The sequence below is a fragment of the Streptomyces sp. NPDC059832 genome, from assembly GCF_042731715.1.
Taxonomy (GTDB): domain Bacteria; phylum Actinomycetota; class Actinomycetes; order Streptomycetales; family Streptomycetaceae; genus Streptomyces.
The window spans coordinates 99,973-119,492 of record NZ_JBHWIY010000027.1; the positions used below are offsets into that span (position 1 = coordinate 99,973).

17 protein-coding genes are annotated in these 19,520 nt (G+C 70.8%); 9 read left to right on the forward strand and 8 right to left on the reverse strand.

The genetic code is table 11. From position 1 onward, the window contains the following. Window positions 1-166 precede the first annotated feature (166 nt). From ACFV8T_RS34085 to ACFV8T_RS34095, 3 genes are all read left to right on the forward strand, one after another. Window positions 167-760, forward strand: a complete 594-nt coding sequence (locus ACFV8T_RS34085; protein ID WP_385335141.1) for a hypothetical protein — start codon at window positions 167-169, stop codon at window positions 758-760. A 300-nt stretch (window positions 761-1,060) separates the two neighbouring features. After that, window positions 1,061-3,382 carry a Tox-REase-5 domain-containing protein gene (locus tag ACFV8T_RS34090; protein ID WP_385335143.1) on the forward strand — a complete coding sequence of 774 codons (2,322 nt, stop codon included), beginning with the start codon at window positions 1,061-1,063 and terminating at the stop codon, window positions 3,380-3,382. Window positions 3,383-3,425: 43 nt separating this feature from the next. Further along, window positions 3,426-4,169, forward strand: a complete 744-nt coding sequence (locus tag ACFV8T_RS34095; protein WP_385335145.1) for an Imm52 family immunity protein — start codon at window positions 3,426-3,428, stop codon at window positions 4,167-4,169. A 90-nt stretch (window positions 4,170-4,259) separates the two neighbouring features. On the opposite strand, the gene ACFV8T_RS34100 is transcribed toward ACFV8T_RS34095, so the two are convergent. The 5 genes from ACFV8T_RS34100 to ACFV8T_RS34120 all read right to left on the reverse strand — a co-directional run bounded on the left by ACFV8T_RS34100 (window position 4,260) and on the right by ACFV8T_RS34120 (window position 10,131). Next, window positions 4,260-4,709 (reverse strand): DUF3592 domain-containing protein, encoded by a 450-nt coding sequence (locus tag ACFV8T_RS34100; RefSeq protein ID WP_385335147.1) that lies wholly within the window; start codon window positions 4,707-4,709, stop codon window positions 4,260-4,262. Window positions 4,710-4,729: 20 nt separating this feature from the next. Continuing rightward, a complete protein-coding gene (locus ACFV8T_RS34105; RefSeq protein ID WP_266414924.1) occupies window positions 4,730-5,311 on the reverse strand; it encodes a hypothetical protein in 582 nt (193 codons plus the stop codon). 46 nt (window positions 5,312-5,357) lie between these two features. Then, on the reverse strand, window positions 5,358-7,358 hold the full coding sequence (locus ACFV8T_RS34110) for a hypothetical protein (protein ID WP_385335149.1): 2,001 nt from the start codon (window positions 7,356-7,358) through the stop codon (window positions 5,358-5,360). A gap of 197 nt (window positions 7,359-7,555) precedes the next feature. Continuing rightward, complete coding sequence (locus tag ACFV8T_RS34115; protein WP_385335151.1) at window positions 7,556-8,986, reverse strand: APC family permease; 1,431 nt, start codon at window positions 8,984-8,986, stop codon at window positions 7,556-7,558. After that, a complete protein-coding gene (locus tag ACFV8T_RS34120; RefSeq protein ID WP_385335153.1) occupies window positions 8,983-10,131 on the reverse strand; it encodes a Zn-dependent alcohol dehydrogenase in 1,149 nt (382 codons plus the stop codon). The genes ACFV8T_RS34115 and ACFV8T_RS34120 overlap by 4 nt, the downstream gene beginning before the upstream one ends. 207 nt (window positions 10,132-10,338) lie before the next feature. Between ACFV8T_RS34120 and ACFV8T_RS34125 the strand changes: the two genes are divergently transcribed. Continuing rightward, window positions 10,339-10,923: a helix-turn-helix domain-containing protein gene (locus ACFV8T_RS34125; protein WP_266414914.1), complete on the forward strand. Its 585-nt coding sequence runs from the start codon at window positions 10,339-10,341 to the stop codon at window positions 10,921-10,923. A 146-nt stretch (window positions 10,924-11,069) separates the two neighbouring features. Here ACFV8T_RS34125 and ACFV8T_RS34130 read toward each other — a convergent pair whose 3' ends face one another. Continuing rightward, a complete protein-coding gene (locus ACFV8T_RS34130; RefSeq protein ID WP_385335155.1) occupies window positions 11,070-12,125 on the reverse strand; it encodes an Lrp/AsnC family transcriptional regulator in 1,056 nt (351 codons plus the stop codon). Between the two features lie 85 nt (window positions 12,126-12,210). Here ACFV8T_RS34130 and ACFV8T_RS34135 point away from each other — a divergent pair, with 85 nt between their 5' ends. The 3 genes from ACFV8T_RS34135 to ACFV8T_RS34145 are packed head-to-tail and all read left to right on the forward strand — an operon-like array spanning window position 12,211 to window position 16,450. After that, the gene (locus tag ACFV8T_RS34135; protein WP_385335157.1) at window positions 12,211-13,473 is read left to right on the forward strand and encodes an MFS transporter; all 1,263 of its coding nucleotides are present in this window, start codon (window positions 12,211-12,213) and stop codon (window positions 13,471-13,473) included. Further along, window positions 13,470-14,759: an amidohydrolase gene (locus ACFV8T_RS34140; protein ID WP_385335159.1), complete on the forward strand. Its 1,290-nt coding sequence runs from the start codon at window positions 13,470-13,472 to the stop codon at window positions 14,757-14,759. The genes ACFV8T_RS34135 and ACFV8T_RS34140 overlap by 4 nt, the downstream gene beginning before the upstream one ends. Window positions 14,760-14,785: 26 nt before the next feature. Further along, window positions 14,786-16,450, forward strand: coding sequence for an amidohydrolase (locus tag ACFV8T_RS34145; RefSeq protein WP_385335161.1), 1,665 nt, complete (start codon window positions 14,786-14,788; stop codon window positions 16,448-16,450). 61 nt (window positions 16,451-16,511) lie between these two features. Here ACFV8T_RS34145 and ACFV8T_RS34150 read toward each other — a convergent pair whose 3' ends face one another. After that, window positions 16,512-16,901, reverse strand: coding sequence for a DUF192 domain-containing protein (locus tag ACFV8T_RS34150; protein ID WP_385335163.1), 390 nt, complete (start codon window positions 16,899-16,901; stop codon window positions 16,512-16,514). 97 nt (window positions 16,902-16,998) lie between these two features. Here ACFV8T_RS34150 and ACFV8T_RS34155 point away from each other — a divergent pair, with 97 nt between their 5' ends. Beyond that, window positions 16,999-17,820, forward strand: a complete 822-nt coding sequence (locus ACFV8T_RS34155) for a prepilin peptidase (protein ID WP_385335165.1) — start codon at window positions 16,999-17,001, stop codon at window positions 17,818-17,820. A 73-nt stretch (window positions 17,821-17,893) separates the two neighbouring features. On the opposite strand, the gene ACFV8T_RS34160 is transcribed toward ACFV8T_RS34155, so the two are convergent. After that, window positions 17,894-18,247 carry a beta/gamma crystallin domain-containing protein gene (locus tag ACFV8T_RS34160; protein WP_385335167.1) on the reverse strand — a complete coding sequence of 118 codons (354 nt, stop codon included), beginning with the start codon at window positions 18,245-18,247 and terminating at the stop codon, window positions 17,894-17,896. A 372-nt stretch (window positions 18,248-18,619) separates the two neighbouring features. On the opposite strand from ACFV8T_RS34160, the gene ACFV8T_RS34165 reads away from it, so the two are divergent. Beyond that, window positions 18,620-19,426, forward strand: a complete 807-nt coding sequence (locus tag ACFV8T_RS34165) for a class I SAM-dependent methyltransferase (RefSeq protein ID WP_385335169.1) — start codon at window positions 18,620-18,622, stop codon at window positions 19,424-19,426. Window positions 19,427-19,520 lie beyond the last annotated feature (94 nt).

Here is a 19,520-nt window from a genome sequence, read left to right on the forward strand (position 1 = left end):
CCGCCCCTGGGTCCCTGGGCCCACGCCCCGGCGATCGGCCCTCATTAGGCTCGTGCACGACCAACTGCGAGCCATCTGACCGGCGCCCGGCACGGGCGCTTGCCCGGCGTGCCCGCACGCACCTGGAACTGCACGCTCCACCTGTCCTTCATGGGGTGATGTGTCGATGAGTGACGGTTTCTTCTACTCGTACCACCTCGGCTGGAGCCGCCCTGACTCCGAGTCGCTCTTCAGCGATCTCGACGCGGCGGGACTGCGGCTCAGCCACCCGATCACGAGGCGGGTCACGCTCCTCGGGCCGGGGCCCGGCCCGCGCGGCACCCCGTCGTGGGTGACCAGGGAGCAGCTCGTACTCCTGGCCGGACTGCAGCGGCTCGACAGCGTCGACTTCCTGTTGTGGGTGAACAGCGGAACCGACGTGCCCGCACGCATCCGCCGGATGCGGGACGGCGTCGTCGCGCTGGAATTCGGCTTCGGCCAGCTGACCCGGGACGAGCAGGAAGTTGCCGCGAGGGCGATCAGGGAGGCGATAGGGCGGGCCTCCGTGCTCTGCATCGGCTTCGTCGTCGACCGCGAGGGCGCCTCCGTGGCGACGGACTGGAGCGGTGTCGTCATCAACGGGACGACGTATTTCGACAGTTGGCCGGACACCCTGGCCGTGCGGCACGAAATCGCCGCGATGCAGCCGCAGTTGGCGGGGGTGGCCTCGTACGACCAGTCGCCCTGGATGCTGTTCGGGAGCGAGGTCCCCGTCCGGTAGCGGCGGGGCGGCCGGTCGGTTCGCCGCTCGGCTCGGTTCGGCTCCGCTCGGTTCGGCTCGGTTCGGCTCCGTGACTTTCGTCGGAATCGGCAACTTTGAGCCTTGCATTGGGTCCTGAGGCCCATGCCCCGAAGGGTGCCGGTGTGGTCGGATGCGTGGAGTGGCTGAACTGCGGCCGTACACCGGCAAGCTGGGGGACTCGTCGTGTCTGGCATAGGCGGATTTGCGGTTTCGGGTGGTGCCGGCGGAGGTGTCGCCGGCGGGGGTGTCGCCGTGGGCCGGCAGGGGGGCAGGCAGTCCTTGCCGCGTCCGTTGCAGGCGGTGCTGATCCTCGTACGGCTGCTCTTCGCGGCCGCCGTCGTGGGTGGCATCGGTGTGCTGACGGTGGCATCGGCGGTCAACGAGGTCGACGGCCAGCTGTTCGGGCTGCTGCTGTACGCGGCGCTGCCGAGCGTGTTCGCGTTCGTCCTCTCGCTGCATGTGCGTACCGGCGGCATCTGGATCTGGCGCGGGCTGCTTGCCGTACACGTCTGGCTCACCTTCGGCGCGCTGGCGACCCTCGGCGGGGACGGCGGCGGGCGCGGTGTCACCCAGCTGGTGATGCCGGTCGCCGTCATCGTCCTGCTGTTCCGGTCGAGCGCGCGCGAATGGTTCGAGCTGCCCCTCGAACAGCGGTTGCCGCACCGGCGGTTCAGTATCGCGCGCATGATCAAGTGGCGCCGGGACGACGCCGGTCAGACCGCGATGGAATACCTCGGCATGATCCTGGTGGTCGTGGCCCTCATCGGCGGACTGGTCGTCACGGGGATCGCCGCCCAGCTGACCGGTGGGATGCAGGACGCGATCTGCCGGCTCACCGGGAGCGCCTGCCCCGCGCCCGGCAGCAACGTGGAGGCGGGACACGGCAAGGACACCGGCGGGTCGGCCGCGTCCGGCGGTACGGACTCGGGCGGATCGGTGGCCACGGGCGGTACGGACTCCGGGGGGTCGGGCCCGGCAGGTTCCGGCTCCGGTTCCGGTTCCGGTTCCGGCGGGTCGGACACAGCCGGGGGCTCCAACGCGGCCGGTGGGACCGACACGGCCGGCGGAACCGGCACATCAGGCAGTTCGGAGTCCGGTTCGGGATCCGGTTCGGGATCCGGCTCGGGCGGTTCCGCAAGCTCCGGCGGAGGTGACACCGCCACCCAGGTCGACGACGGTGGCGACGACGTGGACAGCTCCGGGGAGCCGAACGGCGGCGACGGCCAGGACGACGGCGGCGGTGGCGACGAGAAGCCCGGCGAGAGCTGCACCTCGGGCGTCGGCGCGTTCTTCTCCTGCGCCGCGCACCAGACCGGCGGCTTCTTCAAGGGCCTGGTCGGCGACGGGCTGTGGGGCGACATCACCGGCACGATCGGCACGATCTTCCATCCCATCAAGGCGTGGGACGGCCTGAAGGACTACGGCAAGAGCCTCGGCGACAAGTGGAGCCAGGACTCCAAGGGCGCCGGGGACAAGTGGTCCAAGGGCGACTACCTCGGCGCGGTCTGGGACTGGACCAAGGCGTCCGGCGGCACCGGCGTCAAGGTCCTCGACGACATGTTCATCGGCGACGAAGTCCGGGACATGTGGAAGAACGGCAACGAGGGCCAGGCGATCGGCACCGGCCTCTGGAACATCGGCTCGCTGTTCATCCCGGGTTACGGCGAGGCCAAGCTCGTCGGCAAGTTCGGAAAGCTGGGCAAGTTCGGGAAACTCGGCAAGCTGGGCGAAGTCGCCGAGAAGGCCGGAGAGGCCGCGTCCAAGGCGAAGAAGGCCGCCAAGGCGGGCGATATCACGGCCGCGGAGAAGGCCGCGAAGGAAGCGCAGCAGCACGCCGACGACGCCGCCGAGCAGGCCGGTCTCAAGGGCTGCACCGTCGGGATGGGCGGTCGCGTCCGGGTCCCGTACGGCAGCGGTGCGGGCGTCGGACTGTCCGGCTCGGGCACCGGCGCCATCGCCGCGCCACCCATTTCGGTACCCGTCGGCTTCCTCATGGGGAAGTGCGACGAGGTCGACCCGGAGAAGAAGGCCGCCGCCGACGAGGCGCAGAGGCTGGCCGACGAGGCGAAGAAGGCCGCGGACGCGGCCAAGCGCCGGAAGGCCCTGGAAGCCGCCCAGGACCAGCCGAAGCCGGCCTGGTACAAGGACCTCAAGGACCCGCCGGCCGGGACCAAGGACGGCGGCACGGGCAACTGGCAGGAGATCAAGCCCGGCGTCTGGAACTACCCGACCGAGATGGGTGCCCGCTACCAGGAGCAGATCTCCAAGGTGGGCCGCGGGAAGGAGTACCGGGTTCCGCTGGACAAGCTCACGGGGAAGCCGGTCGACTTCGACGGCTGGGACGCCTCGCGGGGCACGTACCTGGAGGCGAAGTACGGGTACACGGGCAAGAAGTACTACAACGCCGACACCGGTGAACTCGCGCCGGATCTCGCCGGCCGCTGGGCCGACCAGGCAACCCGCCAGCTGGACGCCGCACGGGGCAAGCCGGTCGAATGGCACCTGTCCGATCCTGATGTCGCCGATGCGGCCCGGAAGATGTTCCGGGAACGGAACATCGACGTTAAGGTGATCAACACGCCGGGAGATGTCGTCGGCTGAACGCGGGCGCCGGGCGCAATTCCGAAGGCTGAGGGAGAGTTCCGTGCTTTATGTCGTCGTCAACGGTTCTTGGGGCGTCCGGGAAGAGGATGTCCGGGAGATCGGCAGACGATGGGCAAAGACTCTCACCGCGCTCAAGGAAGTGGACGGCGCCACATTCGGCGACTGGCACGACGCCGGGCGCGGTGACGCGTCCGACCTCGTGGTGCTGCCGTCGGGGGACGCGGTGTCGGAAGACGTACTGGTCGACTACATCGAGCGCAAGAACCAAGGGCCCGATCTCGATGTGGTCGGCTACACGGCTTCCCTCTGGGCGCACAATCCCGGGAAATTGCGCGTCACCGTGGCAATTCACGCGGGTGGGTCGTCGCCGTACGTCACGAATTCGATCTCGCTCGCTTTCCGCTCGCGCGAGCTGGACGAATCGACCGAGGTGATCCGGCGGGCGCCCGACATTCTGCGGATCATCGCCGAGGCCTGGGACATCGACGCCGGTCAGGTGTACAACGATTCCCAGTACGACGCGGTGGCAGAGCAATTCGAGCTGAAGAATTCCCACCCCCGGTGCGGCCGGGCGGTCTACCTCTCCGCCGGGCGGGCGGCACCGGCGCCCGAGGGCCTCGACGGCACGTACACCCGTACCGCGGCCGACGGCCTGGTCATCGACCTCACCCGGGGCGGTACGACCGTGCCGGGCAACGAGACGATCATCGAGGCCAACAGGGAACTGCGGGCGGCCGGTTCGCTGACGCCGCTCCCGGTGCCGATCGACCGCGACAAGTTCTGACAGCTGCGGGCCCGCGCACCCCCCGGGGGAGGCGCACCGCGCACCCCCCGGGGGAGGCGCACCGCGCACCCCCCGGGGGAGGCGCACGCCTCAGACCCAGCCCCGCATCGCCGCGAACCCCAGCAGCAGTCCCACCGAGAACACCCCGAGCCCGAGCGCGAACACCGCGGGCATCACCGCCGGACCCCAGGCTCCGGGCCCGGCCACCGTGGCCTTCTTCGCCGGGTCCGCCGGGTCGTAACTGACCCGGACCGGCGCACCGACCTCGAAGCCGAACGGGCCCGGGGCGTGGTCGGTGAACTCGATGTCGCGGCCGTCCCGGGTGCGGAACGCGAAGACGTACTCGGTGGCGTAGCTCCGCTCCATGCCCGGCCCCCGGTCGACCGTCCGGCGGTCCGCGCACCGCCCCTCGGCGCGTTCGCCGTGCCGTACCAGCCGCAGCACCCGGTTCAGGCGCAGCGCGGAACGGATCGCGAACGCGCCGAGGAGCAGGCCGAACAGCAGCAGGAACGTGGCCGTGCCGCCGGGCAGGATCTGCATGGACGCGCGCTCCCGATCCGCTACTTGACCGTGATCGAATCGACGAAGGCGTCGAGGTCCTTCGGGCTCAGCGAGCCCTTCACCGCATTGATCCGGACCGCGAACGGCACATCCTTCGAATCGACACCCGCCACCACGACCCCCGTCATCCGGGTGCCCTGCGCCGGGGTCCGCTCCTCGCCGTTCGACGTGAACTCGTAGTCGATCCGGCGTGCGTCACGGGCGCTCTCCGCACCCGCGAGCCGCACCTCCTCGGTCCCCTTGCGGGTCGCCCCGATACCGATGCCGGCGCCCGCCGCGGACGCCGCCTCGGCGGCGCTGTCCACACCCGTGGCGAAGTCGAGCTGCACGGAGACCATGCCCGTGCGCAGCCCGCCCTCCTCCTTGAGCGCGACGGCCGCGTTGGCCTTGGCCCGGTCGGCCGCGGGCTGTTCCTTGTAGCCCTTGTCCCCGGGGTAACCGACGGAGAGGCTCTTGGTGTCGAGCTTGCTCCAGCCCTCCGGCAGTGCGGCGGTCTCCCCGCCGCAGCCGGTGAGCAGGGCGAGGCCGATGGCGGCGGCAGCGGTCGCGCCGATCGCCCGGTACATCTTCTTCGTCGTCATCGCCTATCGCCTCTTCGTCGTGCGTGGTCGGTGCTTCCCGTACGGGCTACTTCGCGCAGTAGCTGTACGGGAGGTACGAGCGCTTGTCGCCCTGCGGAGCCCCGAGGAACTGCGCGTCCGTCAGTGTCTCCTTCTTGTGCTCGTCGGAGATGGAGAATCCCAGACTCATGCCGAGCGAGACCTCGAAGCCGAACTCCTGGGCGTCCGTCTGACCGTGGTACTTCATCGTGCTCGACAGGCCGTCCTGGTACATCAGCTGGTCGAAGGGGTCGGTTCCGGTGGGCTTCTGCTGAAGAGAATGATCGCCGAACATGTACTCGAACGGGGCGGTGTTGTTACCGGAGCCGTCCAGCCACTGCTCGGCGATGGCCCGCTTGTCCTCGGTGGCCTTGTCGGTGTCCTTGCCGAAGACGATCGAGTTCGTCTTGACCTCGATGGCGGTGTCGCCGGAGGAGTCGGAGCCGCTGACCTTGCCGCCGCGCTTGTCCCCGTCCTTCTTGCCGTTGTCGCCGCTGATGTCGCCCTTGTCGGTCGTCGACCCGTTCTCGACGGTCTGGGTCATGTCGATGCGGACGATCTTCCCGGTCTTCTGGTCACGGGTGACGGTGACCGCCCCGGTCCGGCTGTCCTTCGCGGAGGCCGTGCCGCCCAGCGGACCGGCCGAACCGCCGACCTTGCCCTCCAGGTCGAGCTTGGCGGTGTACGTGTACGACTCGTTGCCGTTGACGTCGTCCTTGGTGACGGTCACCTCGGGGGAGAACTTCGCCTTGCCGCCGAGCTTCGCGCCGAGCTTGGCCTCGTCGCCCGCGCTGATGGAGAGTCCGCCGTCCGCGTAGGCGTTGAGACCGACGGTCGAGTAGGAGATCTTCTTGTCCCCGATCTTCTTCTCGACGTCCTTCTTCTTGTCGGCCCACTTCATCCCGGAGTACCAGCCGCCGCCGTAGCCGCCGCTGTACTTGGTGGAGGTCTCCCACATCTTCATTTCCTCGATGTCGTCCCGCATCTTCTTGGCGTCCTCCTCGCTCTTGAAGACCCAGGTGTCACCGTTGGTGATCTTGATGCCGCCGCCGACGTCCACATCGGCCTTGCCCAGCTTGCCGAGCTTGACGCCGGGGGTGCTGGCGGTGGCACCGGCCGAGGCGGCGTCCGTGAACGTCATGTAGACCAGCTTGTCGTTCTCGTCGACCTTGCCGTCCCCGTTCACGTCCGTCTTGGCCTGGCTGACCTTCTGCTGGAAGCCGTACTCGTTGCCCCACTCGAACCAGCCGATCTTGACCTTGTCGCCGACGGTGTCGGAGATGCTGGAGACCTGGCACATCTTGGGCTCGTAGTCGGCGTCCGTCTTCGGCTTCGCGGTGGTTTCGCCGCCGCCGGTGGAGCAGCCGCCACCGCCGCCGCCCATCGAGCTGATCGCGCAGCGGATGCGTTCGCCGATCTGCCCGCCGACGCCCGCCATGGCCATCGCGCCGATCAGCGTGACCACGAGGACGACCACCCCGAGGTACTCCATGGCCGTGGCGCCGCCGTCCCGCCAGGAGTACGGGCGGTACGGGGCGGGCTCCGGCTCGTCCGCGCGGTCGTCCAGCAGCCGGTCGACGGCCAGCCCCGCCGCCGCGCCGGTCGCCAGCGCGACGATCGGCATCAACGTGCCCTCGACGTCGATGAGATGCCAGGACACGGCCAGTCCGTAGACGAGCGCGGCCACCGGGACGGTGAGGGCGGCGGCGAGGGTCAGCAGACGCGACTCGCGGTGCTCGTCGGGCAGGAGGCGGGCGGAGGTCAGGACCGTGAGGACGGTCGTGATGACGTTGGGGACGTGCAGCAGGGCCAGCCGCCAGCCGAAGCTCGTCAGCCGCTCGTCGGTGGCCAGCAACTCGACCAGTCCGCGCGAGACCAGATAACCGGCGGCGATGTAGACCAGGGCGCCGGCGGCCCAGCTGCGGGTCAGGGCGAAGAACACGCCACCGCTCGCGCCGGAACCACCACCCCCCCTCCCCGGCGGTATGTGGCCCGCGCCTCCGCTTCCCCAGCCCCCGCCACCACTCACGGTTCTTCCTCTCCGACGCCCACTTGCCATGCCCGTGCCCGCAGTTCTGCATGCGGGTGTGGACGTGAGCGTACGGATGAACGAGCCGGGTGACCTGGGCCCTTGGCCCCAAAGTCGGGCCCAACGGGCGGTGCCCCGCCCCACCGCGAGGAGCGGCGGGGCGGGGCACCGGGGGAGGGGAGCGGGGTGCGGCCGGGTCAGTCCAGGTCGTCCGCGAACGTTCCCGCGCGCTCGGCGACCTCCGGCCTGCGGACCCGCAGCACGGCGAAGCCGACGATGCCGACGACCAGCGCGCCGACGAACACGTACGGCAGCACGTTCAGCGGCCAGGCCGGAGCGGGCCACAGGTTGCGGTAGAAGACGTAGATCATCGCGGCGGCGCCGATCAGCCCCAGGCCCCAGGTGATCAGCAGGCCGCGGGCCCCGATCCGGCGTACGAACAGCGGCGCGGCCAGACACACCAGGGTGTAGCTGAGCATGTAGCCGAAGACGCCGATGGTGTCGATGTACGTCGTCGCGTTCAGCGGTTCGGTCCCGGCGCCGACCACGAGCACCGCGGGGAGGGCGACGAACGGGGCGACGGTCCAGATGGCCGCGGACGGGGTCCGGTGGCGGGGGTGGGCGACGCCGAGCCGGGCCGGCATCACACCCTCCTTCGCCATGCCGAACAGCAGCCGGGCGGCGACGGTGATGCAGGCCATCACCACGGCCACGAACGATGCCGCGAAGCCCGCGTGCAGGAAGAACTTGAGGAAGCCGAGGCCGGACAGCTCGGCCAGTTCGTCCATCGGGTCGGTGCTCCTCGCCAGGGCGTCCGCCCCGCCGAACCCGGCGACCTGCGCGTAGGTGGCGAACATGTACAGCACACCGGCCAGCACCGCACTGCCCATCACCGAGCGGGGAATCGCCTTGTACGGGTCGGTGGCCTCGGCGCCCAGCGAAGCGGCGCCCTCGAACCCGACGAAGCCGAGCACGCCCAGCACCACGGCGAAGACGACACCGTCGAGGGTGGAGCCGCTGAGGCTCAACTGCTCGGTGTCGATGATGTTCCCGCTCTTGAAGAAGGCCGGGACCAGCACGACGACGATGAGGACGATCGACACGACCTCCAGCACGGAGGCGACCCGCGCCGCGGTCCGCACACTGGCGATCGTCAGCCGGATCGCGACGGCGGCCAGCAGCACATCGAGCAGGATCTGGCCGGGGATGCCGGTGAAGAGCCCGATGCCGATCTGGTCGAGGGCGCGCGCCGTGTAGTAGCCGGCACCGGCGAGCGAGCCCGAGCCGATGCACACCGCACCGATGAGCAGCGCCCAGCCGGTCACGAACGAGCCGGGCGCCCCGAGCGAGAGCCGGGAGAAGGCGTACAGCGAACCGACCCCGGCGCGCCTGCGGGCGAAGACGCAGATGCAGTACGCGATGGCGAGCACGGCGGTCATGGCCAGGAAGAAGGAGAACCAGGCGCCGTTGCCCGCGGACGCCGCCATGCTGGCGGGGGCGAAGGCGATGACGGCGCTGGGCGCGACGTTCGCGACGCTCTGCGCGCCGACCTCGAACGTGGAGACGGAGCGGTGGGCCAGGCCGTCGGCCGGCTTTTCGGCGGTGGTCTGCTTTCCGGCGGTGCTCATGTCCGGTCCTCCATCATCAGCAGCTGACGCAGGGCGTGGCCGGCGGCGAGGTCGGCCAGTGCGTCGCCCGCCTCGTCCAGCGGACGCCGTGCCGAGATCATCGATTCCACGTCGAGCTCGCCCGACACCACGAGGTCCACCAGGGCCGGGATGTCCCGGCCGGCGTCGACCGAGCCGTAGTTGGAGCCGAGGATGCGCTGGTCGGCCTCGGCGAGCGCGAGCGGGTCGAAGCGCGCGGTGCGGCCGGTCGGCGGGAGGCCGACGATGACGGCGGCGCCGCCCTGGCCGAGCGCCGCGATGGACTGCTCGGTGGTCTCGATCTTGCCGATGGCGTCGAGCACGTAGTCCAGGCCTTCGGGGACCAGGGCGCGCAGGGCCTCGACGACATCGCCGTCACGGGCGTCGACCGCGTCCGTCGCGCCGAGCCGGCGGGCCAGCTCCAGCTTCTCCGGGACGACGTCGACGGCGACGATGCGGCCGGCCCGCGCCAGCCTGGCACCCTGCACGCAGGACAGGCCCACGCCGCCGCAGCCGATCACGGCGACGGTGGCCCCGGCCTCGACGCCCGCCGTGTTGCGGACCGCGCCGACACCGGTGGCGATGGCGCACCCGACCAGGGCGATGACGTCGAGGGGCGCGTCCTCGCGCACCTTGATCGCGCCGGAGGCGGGGACCACGACGCGCTCGGCGAACGAGGAGACGCCCAGGTAGTGGTGGGCCTTCTCGCCGTCGATGGAGAGCCGGCTGGTGCCGTCGTACAGCACCCCGCCGGGCGCCACGACCTCCGCGACCAGGCTGCACGCGGCCGGGCGCCCGGAGACGCAGAAGCGGCAGGTGCCGCAGGACGGGACCCAGGACAGGACGACATGGTCGCCGACCGCCAGGCCGGTGACGCCCGCGCCGAGCGCGGTGACCACGCCGGAGCCCTCGTGCCCCATCACGACCGGGGTGGGGTGGTCCCACTCGCCGCGGATGACATGGAGGTCGGAGTGGCAGACGCCGGCCGCCGCCACGGCGACCTCGACCTCGCCGGGGCCGGGCGGGGCCAGGGTGACGTCGGTGACGGTCACCTCCTGGCCCGGGGAGCGGAAGACGACGCCGCGCACGGTGCGCGCGGTGCTCTCTTGGAAGGACGGGGAGCTCATCGGCTTACTCCTCGGGTGGTGCGGCACGGTCGGGAAGGGCGGCACGATCGGCGACGGGCGGCACAGCGGCCTGCCGGAGCGTCTTGTTTAGTGCCATTAAACTTTCGTCAAGTTTTACAGCACTAAACTCGATGGGTAAAGACCCTTCTGGCCTGCGTCTTCCCCCGGCCACCGACCGTGACGTCTCCGACAGGTAGCGTGTCCGCCATGCCCGAAGCCCCTGACAGCCACATGTCCACGATCGGTCCGCGGCTGCGTGAGCTCCGCCTGGCACAGGGGCTGACGCTCGCTCAGGTCGCCGAGGCGGCAGGTGTGACCAAGGGGTTCGTCAGCCTGGCCGAGCGCGGCAAGACCTCGGTCTCCGTCCCGACCCTGATCCGCATCTGCGAGGCCCTGGGCACCGGCATCGCCACGCTCTTCGACTATCCGGACCAGGACGTCGTCAAGGGCGGCCTGGGCGCCAAGCTGGAGATGGGCGGGCACGGCATCGAGGAGTTCCTCCTCACGCCCGCCGAGGAACGGCACGTCCAGGTCATGCGGACGATCCTGAGCCCCGGCGGCGGCTCCGGCGGCGCGTACAGCCTGGAGGCCGAGACCGTCTTCGCCTACCTGGTCCGCGGCACGCTGCGGCTGAGCGTGGACGGCGAGCCCAGGTTCCTGGAGGCCGGCGACTCGACGACGTTCTCCGCACGGGCCGCGCACGCCTGGGACAACCCCGGCGAGGACGAGGCCGAGGTCCTCTGGTCGATCGCGCCCGCCCTGCCGCTCTCCCGCACCAAACTCCGGCCGTAGGGCCTGTCCGACCCTGAATCGCCGGGCAGGCCCTGACAGGGCGCCGCCGCCCGGCCCGTGACGGGTGGGGCCACCCGCCGCGGAGATGCCCGCGTTCCCGCTCCTTTGCCCGCCCGCCGTGGGCGCGAGCAGGTGCGTGAGGCCGATCAGGGCCGGGGCAGATCCAGTGGAATGCGACGGGTCGCGCGGCCCTGGGTGTCCAGGAGCCAGCCCATGCGCTTGGGGGAATGCAGCGCCACCGTGCGGTCCTTGACCTCCAGCATCGGGAAGCGTTCCGCCAGCAGCATCTCGAACGGGCCGATGGCGTTCAGACCATGGAGCCAGACGATGACCAGGAGGTTGTGCGGTCCGCTGACGGAGACGCACATACGGACCTGCTCCATGCGGGCCAGCGTGTTTCCGGTGTGTTCGAGGTGGGCGTGCGGGACGGCGGCCCGGTAGATCACCATGGTCGACAGACCGGCCAGGGGGTGGGCGATGTCGCAGCGGAAATTGAGGTCGCCGTGGTGGATCAGGCGCTGGAGCCGGCGCCGGGCGGCGTGCTCGCTCATCCCCGTCGCGGCGCCGAGCTCGGTGTAACCGAGCCGCCCGTTGGAGCCGAGGGCGGTCATCAACGCCTGATCCTCGGGGGACGGCCGGTCGTGCATGTCCGTGCTGTACGTGGCCTGCCGTGCGGGACGCGGAGCCGGCAGCGTGGCACGCCCCGCCGGTTCCATGGCCCGGATCCGCCAGTCGCCGCCTTCGCCGTAGAGCGTGATCCCGAGCCGGGTACGGGTGGAGCGCAGCCCCGGCAGGCCGCCGATGGTGCGGTGGACCGACCGGCCGAGCGTGGGCAGGTCGGTGGCGACGACGGACACGAAGAGATCGAAGTCCCCGGCCGTCTCGTCGATGCTGAAGACCCAGGGCAGTTCGGCCAGGGCGGCACTGACCGTTTCGAGGGAGCTGGGCCGGCAACGCACCTCGACATAGGCGACCGTGGCCGATTTCGGTGCGTCGTAGGCGGTGATCCACGCCAGCCGGTCGGCGCGCAGACGCTCCCAGCGGCGGGCCGCGGTCGTCGCGTCCACGCCGAGCGCCCGGCCGATGCGGGTCCACGGTGCACGGGGCGCGGCCTGGAGCGCGTCGACGAGGGCGAGATCCAGTTCGGAGAACCGTGCGTCGGAATCCAGCGCATCCGGTGAGCCGACGACGCTTTCCTGCATTTTCGGTCCTCCCTCGCGCACAGGCCGGATCGTAAGGGCACTTCCCGGCCGACACCCAGTATCGGCCACTGTAGAGAGGAGTGCCGTGCCTGCTCTGCGCCCGCGAATCCCGCGCCCCGAGACCGCGAACCGCACGGTCAGGACGACGGTGGTGCTGCTGTTCGCCGCCTGGCTGGTCGACTACACCGACCGGCTCGTGATCAACCTCGTACTGCCGTCCATCGGTGAGGACTTCGACCTCGACCGGGGACAGCAGGGCCTGATCGTCTCCGCCTTCTTCCTCGCCTATGCGGCCTGCCAGATCCCCGGCGGCATGCTCGCCGACCGCTTCGGCGGCAAGCGGGTCACCTGCTGGGCCCTGCTGGTCTGGTCCCTGTTCACGGCACTGACCGGCCTCGCGTGGTCCTTCGCCGCCCTGCTCGTGCTGCGCTTCGCCTTCGGAGCGGCCGAAGGGATCTTTCCGTCCGCCGGGACGAAGGTGCTGGTCGAGCGGACCACGCCCGAGGAGCGGATGGGTGCCAACGGGCTGATCATGAGCTCGAACGCCCTCGCCGCGGTGCTGACACCGCTCGCCGTCGCACCGCTGATCAGCGTCTTCGGCTGGCGGTCCGCCTTCTTCTCGACGGCGGCGCTCGGTGTCCTCGTCCTGGTGGCGATACGGATGCGGCTGCCGGATCCCCTGCCCCGTACGGAGCCGGACGCCGGGGCGCGAGACCGCCGGGGCGTCCGTGACCTGCTGCGCATGGGCGTGCTCTGGCGCTTCGCACTGATGATGTTCGGCTACTGCGTCATCGTGTGGGGCCTCAACACCTGGGTTCCGTCCTATCTCAGCGAAGAGCGCGGTATCTCCCTGACCTCGGCCGGAGCCCTCGTCGCGATTCCGGCACTGGGCGCAGCCGCGGCCACGGTCGTCGGCGGCCGTCTGGCGGACCGTTTCGAGGGCCACCACCGGAAGGTGATCGTGCCCGGGATGACGGTGGCCGCGCTCGCGCTGCTCCTGATGGCCTTCTCGGCCTCGATCGGCGGCTTCATCGTCTTCGGGACGCTCGCCGTCTTCGCCGCTTCGCTCTGCTACATGCCGATCTTCGCGGTGCCCCTGCGCAGCCTCGCTCCCGAACACGTCGGAGTGGGCAGCGCGGTGATCGTCTTCGGCGGGCAGGTCGCCGGCATGGTCGCCCCGCCCGTCATGGGTGTGCTCGCCGACGCCTTCTCCTTCCAGGTCGCCTTCGCCTTCCTCGTGCTGGGCGCGGTCATCGCCGCGGCCATGGCCGTCGCCACCCCTCAGGACACCACGTCCTTCCTCGCTTCCTCCGCACGCCGTACCCCTCTCGCAATGGAGCACTCATGACTGCCTCGGTCACCTCGCTGCTGTCCGGACTGAACGGCGAACTGCCCGGCCTGCGCGACCTGTACAAGGATCTGCACGCCCATCCGGAACTCTCCTTCCAGGAGGTCCGTACGGCGGGAATCGTCGCAGCCCGGCTGCGGGAACAGGGCTGGGACGTCACCGAAGGGGTGGGCAAAACCGGCGTCGTCGGTGTCCTCACCGCGGGCGACGGCCCGGTGGTGCTGCTCCGCGCCGACATGGACGCGCTGCCCGTGAAGGAGGAGACCGGACTTCCGTACGCCTCCACACGGACCGGGGTGGACGCGGAGGGCAACGAGGTCCCGGTGATGCACGCCTGCGGCCACGACATGCATGTCACCTGCCTGCTCGGCGCCACCGCACTGCTGGCCGCCAACCGGCACGCCTGGCGCGGCACCGTCGTCGCGGTGTTCCAGCCCGCCGAGGAGATCGGCGGGGCCCCGGCCATGATCGACGACGGCTTCCTGGAGCGCTTCCCGCGGGCCGAGGTCTGCCTCGGCCAGCATGTGGGGCCCGTCCCCGCGGGTTTCGCCGCCACCCGGCCCGGTCCGGTGATGGCCGCGTCCGACAGTGTGCGGGTGCGGCTGTACGGGCAGGGCGGGCACGGGTCGACGCCCGAGGCGACCGTGGATCCCGTCGTGATGGCCGCCGCGATCGTGATGCGGCTGCAGACGGTGGTCTCCCGCGAAGTGGGGGCGGCGCAGCAGGCGGTGGTGACCGTGGGCTCGATCCACAGCGGCACCAAGGAGAACATCATCCCGGACACCGCCGACCTCAGGATCAACATCCGCAGTACGACTCCCGCCGTACGGGAACGGGTCCTGGCGGCCGTCAGGCGGATCGTCCGCGCCGAGGCCGCCGCCTCCGGCGCCCCGAAGGAACCCGGGATCACGGACTTCAACGCCTTCCCGGTGACCGTCAACGACCACGAGGCCACCGCCACCGTCCAGGCCGCGCTCACCCGGGCCCTGGGAGAGGGGCGGGTCTTCACCCTGCCCCACACACTCACCGGCAGCGAGGACTTCGGCGTCTTCGGCACCGCGCTCCAGGTGCCGTCGGTCTTCTGGTACTTCGGCGGCGCCGACCCGGCCGCGTTCAAGGACATCGACCCCGACGCCCTGCTGGAGAACGGAATCCCGCCCGAGATCCCCGGCAACCACTCGCCGCTGTTCGCACCGGTCATCGACCCGACCGTCGAAATCGGCGTCACATCGCTGCTGGCGGCCGCCGCACAGTGGCTGACGGCCGGCGCCCACACCCCCCGATAGCCGCCACGTACGACGGAGGGAGAACCATGAAGCAAGCCCCCGAACTGATCTTCGTCGGCGGTCCGGTCCTCACCATGGACCCCGAACACCCCCGGGCCGAGGCCCTCGCCGCACGGGCGGGCGTGATCACCGCCGTCGGCGGCAGGGGCGAGGTACTGGCCCTGCGCGGCCCCGGCACCCGGGTCGTGGACCTGGCGGGGCAGGCGCTCCTGCCGGGATTCGTCGAGGCCCACGGCCACCCGACGACGATGGCCCTGGCCATCGCCCCGCCCGCGGTGGACGTGCGCCCGTTCACCGTGCCGACCGGCGAGGCCGTCCACGCCCGGATACGGGAGGCCGTGGCCGCGGCGCCCGGCGAGCCCGTGGCCGTGTACGGGATCGATCTGCTGCTCCAGCGCGACCTTCCGCTCCCCACGCGGGAGTCGCTCGACGAACTGTGCCCGGACGCCCCGCTCGTGGTGTTCACCGCCAGCGGCCACGCCGCCTACGCCAACACCGCCGCCCTGCGCGCCGCGCGGATCACCCGGGACACCCCCGACCCGGCCGGGGCCCGCTTCGTGCGCGACGCCGACGGCGAACCCACCGGAGAGGCCCAGGAGGGCGCCGCCGTCGAGGCGTTCATGTGGGTCGTGGCGGGTGACCGGCTGGAGCCGGCGAAGCTCGCCGCCGCGCTGGAATGGTCGTACGCCGAGCACGCCCGGGTCGGCATCACCACCGCCGCCGACCTGGCGACCGAACCGGGCCTGCTCGCCGCTCTGCGGGCCGCCGCCGAACACCCCCGGGCGGCCCTGCGCGTCCGCTCGTACCTCATCGGCACCCCCGAACTGGCCGCCGACCCCGAACGGCGCTTTCCCGGACACGCCCCGGCTGCCGAGCTGTTCGGCATCTCCGGCATGAAGCTGTGGGCCGAGGGCACCGCATGGCAGGGCACCATCGCCACCAGCTTCCCGTTCCAGGACAACGAAGCCACCCGCCGCATCGGCCTGGACCCCTGCGCCCACGCACCCATGAACTACAGCCCCGATCAACTCGCCGAGCTGGCCTCCGCGTTCACCGCCCAGGGCTACCCGATGGCCTGCCACGTCCACGGCGACGTCACCTTCGACGCCGTGCTCGACGCGTACGCCGGGGCCGGCGCCGACGACCCGGAGCGGCTGCGGGCCATGCGGCCGCGCATGGAGCACTGCGGCGCGGTCACCCCCGACCAGTACCGCCGCGCCGCCGCCATGGGTGCCACCGTCAGCCTCTTCATGGACCACATCCGCTGGTGGGGCGACGTCCTCGCGGACGATCTGTTCACCCCCCGGGTCGCCGAGGAGTGGATGGCCGTGCGCTCGGCCTGGGACGCCGGACATCGCGTCTCCCTGCACAACGACGGCATGTGCTCACCCACCGACCCGCTCGCCTCCGTCGCCACCGCCCTCACCCGCCGCACCCCGGCCAGTGGCCGCGTCCACGGCACCACCGAGCGCCTGACCATCGACGAGGCGCTGCGCGCGGTGACCACCAACCCGGCGTGGCAACTGCACCTGGAGGACGAGATCGGCATGCTGCGCCCCGGGATGCGGGCCGACCTGGCGGTCCTGACCCAGGATCCGTACGCCGTACCGGCCGAGCGCTACGAACAGTTCCAGGAGGAGATCGCCGTCTCGGCCACCTACCTCGGCGGCTGTCCCACCTGGACGGCGTGAACGAGGTGGCGTACGGGTGAGAGCGGACCGGCTGCCCGGTACGTGAGGGCAGCCGCGCCGATCACTTCCGGTCGATCTCGCTCTGGACGACCGACACCCGGACCCCCGGCCGGATTCCCCACTTCTCCATCGCCCCGGCCTCCGACTCGATCACATGCCGGGCCCGCAGCCGGGGCATGCCCAGCCGGCCGGGCTTCATCGTGTGGACCGCCACGACCCTGAACTTCCGGTCCAGATACGCCACATCGATGGTGAACCGCATCCGGAAACTGTGCACACTCCCGCACGGGGTGATCAGCAGGGCGCCGTCGATCCCGTCCTGCCCGAGCAGCCCGCGGCTCCGGGCCCGGTACGAGGCCGCGATCCTCAGCGGTATCTCCTCCTCCTGCCCTCCCTGTGCGTCGGTGACCGTCAACGTGCCCTTGCCATTGCGCCATTGAGCCATGGCCATGAAGGTAGCGCCAGGTGACGGCCGCTGGGTCCGGAACGGCACGCAGTGGGCCCCAGGACCCATGACCCGTGCCCGGCACCGGCTTAGGGTCGGCTCCGTGGACGCCATGCTGACAGTGCTCGCCGCACTCTGGGGCGCAGCGGCCGGACTGCTGGTCCCGCGCGCCGCCTACCGGTTCTCCGTGGAACCGGAGGACCCCTGGCGCGACGCCTGCCCCGAGGGCCACGCCCTGACCGGGGCCGCCCGCGGCTGGCTCGGCTCCACCCGGTGCGCGCAGTGCGCGGCGGTGCCGGTACCCACCGCCCCGGCACCCACCACCCCGGGTGACGGGCCGGAAGACCGGACCGACGGGACGGACGGCTCGCCGCGCGCAACGCGTTACGCCCCCGGCGTCCTCGTCCCCGTCGTCACGGCACTCTCCTGCGCCGTCCTCGCGGCGGCCACCGGGCTCCGCCCCGAACTGGCCGTCTGGCTGCTGCTGGCACCCGTCGCCGTACTGCTGGCGACCATCGACCGCCGCGTCCACCGGCTGCCCGACCGGCTGACACTGCCCGCCGCCGGGGCCGTCGCCGTGCTCCTCGGAGCCGCCGCGCTGCTCCCCGAACACGCCGGGTCCTGGCTGTCCGCCCTGCTCGGCGGAGCCGCCCTCGGCGGCTTCTACTTCCTGCTCTTCCTCATCAACCCGAACGGAATGGGCTTCGGGGACGTCAAGCTCGCGCTGTCGCTGGGAACGGCCCTCGGCTGGTACGGCTGGGCCGTGGTGTTCGCCGGAGGCTTCGCCGGATTCCTGCTCGGTGCGGCGTACGGGTTCGGGCTGATGATCCTGAAGCGGGCCGGGCGCAAGACCGGCATCCCGTTCGGCCCGTTCATGATCACGGGCGCGCTGCTGGGCATGCTGCTCGGCGCGCTCGCCGCCTGACCCCGTCGTACCCCGGCCACGCCCAAAAGAGCGCGGCCGGGACAGTCATTCCCCGCAACCGGACGTCAACCCGTCACACGATCTGGATGGCGACGACCTTCGGCGGCTGGTTCGGGAAGGTGATGTCGTGCCAGCGCTCGATCTTCACCGAGTCACCGTTGGCGTCGTAGTAGATCAGGTCGTTGTTGCCCGTGGAGATCCGGTCGACCCACCACCCGCCGAAGTCGGTCTTCCCGCCGTTCGCGTAGCAGTCGACGCTCTCACGGCCTTCGAAGTGCGACCAGATCTTCAGGAAGTTCTCCCCACCGACACATTGGACGTGGTCGATGGCGAAGGCCTCACCACTCGGCATGCTGATGGTGAGCGCGGCGGTCGTGGCGAGCGCCACGGCCAACGAACGCGCGGCCCTCTTGGTTTTCGAGATCACGGATTCCCCTTCACGTTCACGCGAAGGCCGGCGCACCGGCCGGCCCTGTCGGCGATGTTGCGTCATGACGGAACGGTGCTTCGTCGAGCCGACAACGGGACACGACCCGCCAGGCAGCCCTGAGACCCCGTCGGGCAGCTCGAACGATGCTGTCGCCACGCTATAGACGAAAAGAGGCAATACCGTCCGCAGTCAGGGAAAACGCATCAAATAGGTGATAACCCGAGGTGAGGCCGTGGCGTACGGTCGAGCGGGCAACGGCCCGGACCCCCGCCGTCCCCGCACCACCCGCCGCGCCCTGTCCGACCCTGATCCGCCGGACAGGCCCTAATGCGGTCGCGCCGCTCGGCACCCGGCTGACACCATTCCGGTATGTCCGGAGCATCCGAGGAAGCGACCGCCGAAGCGGAACGCGCACGATTCGAAGCCCTCGTCCTGGAGGCGGCCACCGCCTCCGTCGACGGCTGGGACTTCTCCTGGCTCGACGGCCGGGCCACCGAGCAGCGCCCCTCCTGGGGCTATGCCCGTGCCATGGCGGACCGTATGGGACGGGCCGGGGCCGCGCTCGACATCCAGACCGGCGGCGGCGAGGTCCTCGCCTCCGTACCGAAGCTGCCGCCGCTCGCCGTCGCCACCGAGTCCTGGCCGCCGAACATCGCCCGTGCCACCGCTCTCCTGCACCCGCTCGGCGTGGCCGTGGTCGCCGATCCGGACGAGCCGCCGCTGCCGTTCGGCGACAACGCCTTCGACCTGGTGGTCAGCCGGCATCCGGTGACGACCTGGTGGGCGGAGATCGCGCGGGTGCTCGCCCCCGGCGGCACGTACTTCTCGCAACAGGTCGGCCCGGCCAGCGTCTTCGAACTCGTCGAGTACTTCCTCGGCCCGCAGCCCCCCGAGGTGCGCGGCTCCCGCGACCCCGAACAGGCGCGGGCGGCGGCCGAGGCGATGGGCCTGGACGTCGTCGATCTGCGGGCGGAGACCCTGCGCACCGAGTTCTTCGACATCGGCGCCGTCGTCTACTTCCTGCGCAAGGTGATCTGGATGGTGCCGGGCTTCACCGTCGAGGAGTACCGGCCGCGACTGGCCGAGCTGCACCACCTGATCGAGACCGAGGGTCCGTTCGTCGCCCACACCACCCGATTCCTGATCGAGGCCCGCAAACCGGATGCCCGGCCCTGAGCTTGGCGTTTAACGTCGCAGGTCACTCGGCCTACTGATCTGCGGTTCTTTCCGGGACAGCGGAGGCGGCCGTTCTTCACACTTCGAGATGTCG